This window comes from Salipiger sp. HF18 (genome assembly GCF_011806505.1).
Taxonomy (GTDB): domain Bacteria; phylum Pseudomonadota; class Alphaproteobacteria; order Rhodobacterales; family Rhodobacteraceae; genus Salipiger; species Salipiger thiooxidans.
In genome coordinates this window covers 1-3,934 of record NZ_JAATOS010000375.1, presented here as the reverse complement: position 1 = coordinate 3,934, position 3,934 = coordinate 1, and the positions used below count along the sequence as shown (strand labels likewise).

Sequence of the window (3,934 nt, the reverse complement as noted above, 5' to 3'; positions counted from 1 at the left end):
TGCCGTGCCCATGGCGAGAAGATCGGCGTCGGCGTGGAGTTCGAACAGAGCAACCACGAAGGCGCGCTGATCGACGCGATCCACGGGACGCGCGGCCGGCTCGACGGCCTGATCCTCAACGCCGGCGCCTACACCCACACCTCGCTGGCCCTGATGGACGCCATCAGCTCGGCCGAGATCCCGGCGATCGAGCTGCACCTCTCGAATGTGCACGCGCGCGAGGAGTTCCGGCACAAGAGCTACATTGCACGGGTCGCGGTCGGCGTGATCTGCGGCTTCGGCCCGCGAGGCTACACGCTGGCGATGGACGCGATGCTGAGCCATCTGGAGACACGGAAATGACGCTCGCGGATGGCATCCGGGCGCATCTCACAGAGATGACCAATGCCGGAACCGTCGAGGAACTTTGGCAAATGCATCTCGAGCGGATGGCCGGCTACGGCTTCGACCGTCTGCTCTACGGCTTCACCCGCTACCGTACGACCACGTCGCTCGGCGATCCGAACGACTTCGTGCTGCTGACCAACCACAGCACCGACTACACCGACGTGTTCATCGGCCAGGGTCTCTACCACCATGCCCCCATGGTGAATTGGGCACTCGAGCACGAAGGCGCCTGTTCGTGGCGCGTTCTGGCGGAAATGCTTGCACAAGGGAACGTCGGCAACGCCGAGCGCCGCGTCATAGACTTCAATTTAGGCAAGAATGTCCGCTCGGGCTATTCTGTAAGCTTCAAGTCGGTTTCGAGTCGCGCGAAAGGCGATTGCGTTGACGGCAAAAGCCGGAACCCAACAGGCCGACGTCGACGCGATGTGGGACGAACATGGAGATGACATCATCCTCATGAACAATGTCCTGCACCTCAAGATCCTCACCCTGCCCTACGTTCCGCCCAACCAGTCCTTGACCAAACGTCAGCGCGAGGCGCTCGAATGGGTCGGAGATGGCAAGACGATGCAGGACATTGCGGCGATCATGGGCCTGACGCAGGCCACGATCGAAAAGCATCTGAGGCTCGCCCGCGAAGCGCTGAACGTCGAAACCACGGCCCAGGCCGTGGCCAAGGCAGCCTTTCAGAACCAGATGTTCATCATCGATCTCTGATTGTGCGACTCATATTCACACACACGAAACTGAACTTTCTCGTCGAGTCGGCGGATCGTAACCTCAGGTTGCGCGTTTGGCAAAATGTTCCCGCATTAAATTCAGTTTTTTCGCTTCTTAGATTTAGAAAAGCCAAATCTATTGTCGTTTAGTGCGCTAATTTGACGAAATTCTGCGTTGGCACGAACTAGCTACTTTCATCATCGCTCCAAAATTGCGACTGTGAGAACGTTCCGTGAGTGGTGGCTTTGGCCATGGAGCATGGGAAACGCACCCTCCGCCATTTCGGGGGCCCTGCGTGTCTCTCCGGTGAAAACCGACGTCGGGCCTGGTTCGTGAAATTTCTGCATGAGTCGGTCCGACACCTATTCCGGTCCTCACGTCATCCCCAACTTATGTGGGGGTCCGGAACCTAAAAAGGAGCCGCCCGTTTGGGCGGCTCCTTGCATTTCGGGGACCCCGCATCGCAGCGGGGCCCCTATGGTGTTGGACCTCAGCCCTGAGCGGCCTTGGCCACTTCGGCTGCGAAGTCTTCGGTCTTCTTCTCGATGCCTTCCCCGACCTGCATGCGCACGAAGCCCACGATGCTCGCGCCGGCCTCTTTCGCGGCCTGCTCGACGGTCACGTCGGGGTTGATGACGAACTGCTGACCCAGCAGGGTCACTTCGCCGAGGAACTTCTTCATGCGGCCTTCGATCATCTTCTCGATGACGGCTTCGGGCTTGCCGGACTCGCGCGCGATGTCGATCTGCACCTGACGCTCTTTCTCGACCACGGCCTGGTCGAGATCGGCAGCCGAGAGCGACGCCGGGTTGGCAGCAGCGATGTGCATCGCGACCTGCTTGCCAAACGCCTCGTCACCGCCGTTCAGCGCGACGAGCACACCGATCTGGCCCATGCCGGGAGCAGCGGCGTTGTGGACGTAGGTTGCCACGAGCTCGCCCTCGATCTTCGCCATGCGGCGCAGGGTCATGTTCTCGCCGATTTTGGCGATCTTGTCGGTGATCTGCTCGGAGACCTTCTTGCCTTCGATCTCGGCATCGGCCAGTTCTTCGACGGTCGAAACGCCGATGGCGGCGGTGGCGATGTCGCCGACCATGGCCTGGAACTCGGCGTTCTTGGCAACGAAGTCGGTCTCTGCGTTCACCTCGACGGCGACGCCGGTGCCACCGCTGACCTGAACGGCGACGAGGCCTTCAGCGGCGGTGCGGTCGGACTTCTTGGCGGCTTTGGCAAGACCTTTGGTACGCAGCCAGTCGACAGCGGCTTCCATGTCGCCGTCGGTTTCGGTCAGCGCCTTCTTGGCATCCATCATGCCTGCGCCAGTCATCTCGCGCAGTTCTTTAACCTGTGCAGCAGTGATCGCCATGTGCTTGGCTCCCTCTCGAATGGTCTTGTGCGGCAGGCCCTGCCCCGGGCCTTGCCGCTCATGTCATGCTTGCGTGACGCTTTCGCGACAGCGCGCGGATCAGCCCTGCTGGGCGCCCGCCAGCAGCTCTTCTGCCGGCGCGTCTTCCAGGGCGCCGAGGTCGACGCCAGCAGCTTCCATCTGGCCGGTCATGCCGTCCAGGGCTGCGCGGCTGACGAGGTCGCAGTAGAGCGAGATGGCGCGTGCGGCGTCATCGTTGCCGGGGATGATGTAGTCCACACCGTCGGGCGAGCAGTTGGTGTCGACGATGGCGACGACCGGGATGCCCAGCTTCTTGGCTTCCGCGATGGCGAGCTGCTCTTTCTTCACGTCGATGACGAAGAGCATGTCGGGCAGGCCGCCCATTTCACGGATACCGCCGAGCGAAGCCTGAAGCTTCTGCTGGTCACGCTCCATGCCGAGGCGCTCTTTCTTGGTGAGGCCTTCCGCGCCGGTGTCCATCTGCTCGTCGATCGACTTGAGGCGTGCGATCGACTGCGACACGGTCTGCCAGTTGGTGAGCGTGCCGCCCAGCCAGCGGTGGTTCATGTAGTACTGGGCGCATTTCTCGGCGGCTTCGGCGATCGGAGCAGCTGCCTGGCGCTTGGTGCCGACGAAGAGCACGCGGCCGCCCTTGGCGACGGTGTCGCGGATCGCCTTCAGAGCCGCGTCGAGCATCGGCACGGTCTGGGTCAGGTCGAGAATGTGGATGCCGTTGCGCGCACCGTAGATGAACTCGCCCATACGGGGGTTCCAGCGCTGCGTCTGGTGGCCGAAGTGAACGCCGGCTTCAAGCAGCTGACGCATGGTGAACTCGGGAAGAGCCATGTCCTATATCCTTTCCGGTTTCATATCCTCGGCGGGGGTTTGACCCATTTGGGGCAACCGGTGGACGCTTTGGGGATGTCTCCCCCAAAGGCCCGACCCCGCCTGCGGGGTTCGTGTGGCGCGCCTATACGGGGAAAGCGGTGTGAGCGCAACCCCCATGCGCGCGTCGCTGGACAGGTGGCAGGCTTTGGGCGCATTCTGACACGAATTTGCATGGAGACGGAAGTGACGAACCTTACTGACATACGCGGCGTGGGTCCCGCGCTCGCGTCCAAGATGCGCGAAATGGGGATCCAGAGTGCCGCCGATCTCGCCCGGGCCGATGCGGAGCGCCTGACCGCCCTGCCCCGCGTCCAGCTCATCCGCGCCCGGATGCTGATCGCCGCCGCTGAGGAGATGCTCGACGCGGCCGCCGCCGGGCTTGGAAGCGCGCCAACGCCCGAGGTGACGGCCAAGTCAGAAGCCGTGGCCATGGAAGAGCCGCAGGCCGTTGGCGAGCCGGAGCCTGAGGCGGTTGCCCCGCCCGAAGAGGTCGAGGTCGCGACGGCAACGACAGCCAAGAAGACCAAGCCCTCCAAGAAAGCGAAGAAATCC

4 protein-coding genes and 1 pseudogene are annotated in these 3,934 nt (G+C 62.6%); 3 read left to right on the top strand and 2 right to left on the bottom strand.

The window, feature by feature from the left end; translation table 11 throughout:
- Together HC022_RS20800 and HC022_RS20795 are read left to right on the top strand one after the other, a co-directional pair.
- Positions 1–342, top strand: a 342-nt coding sequence (locus tag HC022_RS20800) for a type II 3-dehydroquinate dehydratase (RefSeq protein WP_167453691.1), incomplete at its 5' end; no start/stop codon positions are given.
- A pseudogene (locus HC022_RS20795) lies at positions 339–1,104 on the top strand (LuxR family transcriptional regulator). The gene HC022_RS20800 and the pseudogene HC022_RS20795, both read left to right, overlap by 4 nt.
- Before the next feature lie 493 nt (positions 1,105–1,597).
- On the opposite strand, the gene tsf reads toward HC022_RS20795, so the two are convergent.
- Both tsf and rpsB read right to left on the bottom strand, forming a co-directional pair.
- Complete coding sequence (tsf, locus tag HC022_RS20790; protein ID WP_167453690.1) at positions 1,598–2,473, bottom strand: translation elongation factor Ts; 876 nt, start codon at positions 2,471–2,473, stop codon at positions 1,598–1,600.
- Positions 2,474–2,572: 99 nt separating this feature from the next.
- Positions 2,573–3,340, bottom strand: a complete 768-nt coding sequence (gene rpsB / locus HC022_RS20785; protein ID WP_008884033.1) for a 30S ribosomal protein S2 — start codon at positions 3,338–3,340, stop codon at positions 2,573–2,575.
- 225 nt (positions 3,341–3,565) lie between these two features.
- Between rpsB and HC022_RS20780 the strand changes: the two genes are divergently transcribed.
- Positions 3,566–3,934, top strand: a 369-nt coding sequence (locus tag HC022_RS20780; protein ID WP_167453689.1) for a helix-hairpin-helix domain-containing protein, incomplete at its 3' end; no start/stop codon positions are given.

Coding starts and splice junctions, on each gene's coding strand:
- tsf (WP_167453690.1), bottom strand. CDS start 2,473: ATGGCGATCACTGCTGCACAGGTTAAAGAACTGCGCGAGATGACTGGC.
- rpsB (WP_008884033.1), bottom strand. CDS start 3,340: ATGGCTCTTCCCGAGTTCACCATGCGTCAGCTGCTTGAAGCCGGCGTT.